Consider the following 2,579-nt stretch of genomic DNA (forward strand, 5'->3'; position numbering starts at 1 on the left):
TTGGCATCGTACAATCCAGCATTGATGATTGCTTCCAGGTGTGCATTGTAGCGACCATTGATATCGGCGCGACCGATCGATTTAAACCATGCGGGAAGATGCCCGTTTTCCATGTGCTGGGCCACATTCACCCAAATGCCCTGGTTCACTTTCATCGCACGTGCGAGATCTTCCGGGCTGGTAAATTTGCTGTTGTTCAGGTAAAATGGATAGTGCCTGTTGACCGCATACAGGAATGTCAGAAAGGCAATAACATCCTTTGTCTCGGGCATGAGCATAGCCACCTGGGGCGCAGACTCGTTGAGCCAGATCCGGAAATGATCCTTTGAGAACAGGGCGGCCGCCATCCAGAATGATTCCGGGGCCTGCACGGCATCATCGAAAAGCTTGTGAATATCACTATAAACCGAACCGCGAAACCGGAATGGTAGCGCCGGGTGCAGGTGATACAGGATTTTAAGATATTTCTTGTCCGTATCCTTTTCCTCCTCGATAATCCGCTCGAACTCAGCAGCCCGGGAGGCACTGTCAGTCAGTCGGCTAACGATGGAAGGGAGATAATTTCCGTTTCTGAAATAGAATTCTGATTCGGCTTTCTTCCTGAATGTGATCTCGCCAACGTCTTCCAGATTGTAGGCATATTCACCCAGCCATTCAACCTTTATTTCCCGTCTCTGATAAGTTATCCAGGCATCGTCTGTCATCCAGAGGTTTCTGAACGTGCGGGATTTATCGATTTCCTTTCTGGGTTTGAATCCTTTTTCCTTGATAATAGAAATGATGCGGCCTTCTATTTCGTGCGCTTCCAGGCCGTTTTTCAAACCTTTCACAATGATGACATTCGCCTGGTTTTCGGTAATATGGCCATCCTGCACAGAGATTTCAATCAGCTCTGAAATGGCTGCAAAGCCCGTTTCAAGCCGCTTTCCATCTACTTGCTGAAAGCTTAGTTCCAGGCTTGCAGGCGTTTTCAACTTGTTAAGTGCCGCCTCCAATCTTCTTTCCGCGCCATTGACGACAGCAGCCGTATATTTTTTCTCGATCTGGTCACGTGCACCCCGATTCATAATCAGCAGCTTATCCGCCCAGAATTCCGAGATGATCCGGTAATTCTTCTGGACCATCTCGGGTGTAATAGTCTTATATTGTCTGTAATCCAGATACAAAATTTCAAACGGATCAGCTGAACTAATGCTGCTCCATGAACCGTTCCGGTTATCAAAATCCGGTGGGATAACCTGCAATCCGCCCGCACGTGTGGACGCGGCAATCAGCTCTGAAATGTCTGTTTGCTTGTCCGGCTGCGGCTTCGTACCCGCTTGATGAGGCGCATTTCCCGGTGTGGACTCGCCCGGCGTATCGACGCCCGGCGTGGCGACGCCGGGAATGATTTTGTCGTCCTGGGGTCCCGCGTTGTCTTTCCCGGGAATAATCTTTCCGTCCGCAAAGGAATTCATGTTCCTGCCCGGAATTATTTTCTCTCCTGAACCTTCCATATCTGATTATACTCTTAGGTCAATTGCGTCAATCTTGCTTTTCAGCTCTGCAGTGTCAATTTCGCCTTCCTCTGACTGTATCCTCAGCTCAGCTTTGGTGCCGTTGGAATCAATGGAAGCGTGGATAATTCCGAATGCATCCACAGTCAACCCGACAACCACTTGTCCGGCAGGATTTTGTAACTGCAGCTCGCCTCTGGGATAGCAGTGTTCGGGATCGGTGCTGTCTTCGCCTTCGTAAATGTTCAGCGTCGTGTTTTTTTCAGCAGGAAAGCTTTCCGTAATGCTCACTGGCAAAGGCATGTTCTTCCTGATCAAATGTTCAATGATCATTTTCCCGCCCTGCCGCATCTGGATTCCCACGGATTTGGAAGCCACATCAATGACCCGCTCGCGGTTCCTGCTATAAAGAGCGGCACCCTGCGCGATGGCTGTGTCGAAGCTGTAACCGGGTATGTTGCGTCTTACTTTTTTACGGGATACCTGTTCCAACATTTTCGGGATCATCGGCATCCTGGAAGAGCCGCCTGCCAGCACAATATCGTCGATGTCGTTCCAGGTAAAACCAGCTTTATCGAGCATATTGTGCATAATAGCCTTGCATATCGCCATTAAATCCTGCGCCCGTTCTTCAAAATAAAAGCCGGTATAATCGTAGTCGTCATCATTAATAATCAGGCTATCAAGCATATTGCCGTTCCCGGTCGGGCGCTCTCTGAATAAGATGAGCTCTGCAGTGTTTCCTTCTGCATTCAGGAACACTTTCACTTCCTGCTGATCTGTCAGTTTAATTTTGCTTTCATTCGCATGCTGGTCGATGTCCCAGCAAAGATCGTCGGGGACTTCATTGCCCGTTTGCCGCTCAAATTCAGCCAGAAGGTAATCTTTGATGAGCTTGTCCCAATCTTTCCCGCCCAGCTGATCGGCACCGTCGGAGGCGATCACTTTTGCATTTCCACCCGCGATTTCCAGGATACTCACATCAAATGTGCCTCCGCCCAGATCAAAAACGAGGATTCGTTTTGCTGCATTCAGGTCGACGCCATATGTTAATGCGGCAGCAGTAGGCTCGTTTACGATTGC

General features: G+C 49.2%; 2 protein-coding genes. Both read right to left on the reverse strand.

The window, feature by feature from the left end; all coding sequences use genetic code 11:
• Positions 1-1,496: hypothetical protein (locus tag ACTIE6_RS22465; protein ID WP_439558761.1), on the reverse strand; the 1,496-nt coding region annotated here is incomplete at its 3' end.
• 6 nt (positions 1,497-1,502) lie between these two features.
• Positions 1,503-2,579: Hsp70 family protein (locus tag ACTIE6_RS22470; RefSeq protein WP_439558762.1), on the reverse strand; the 1,077-nt coding region annotated here is incomplete at its 5' end.

Origin of the sequence: Dyadobacter sp., assembly GCF_051859145.1 — a bacterium.
Classification (GTDB): Bacteria; Bacteroidota; Bacteroidia; order Cytophagales; family Spirosomataceae; genus Dyadobacter.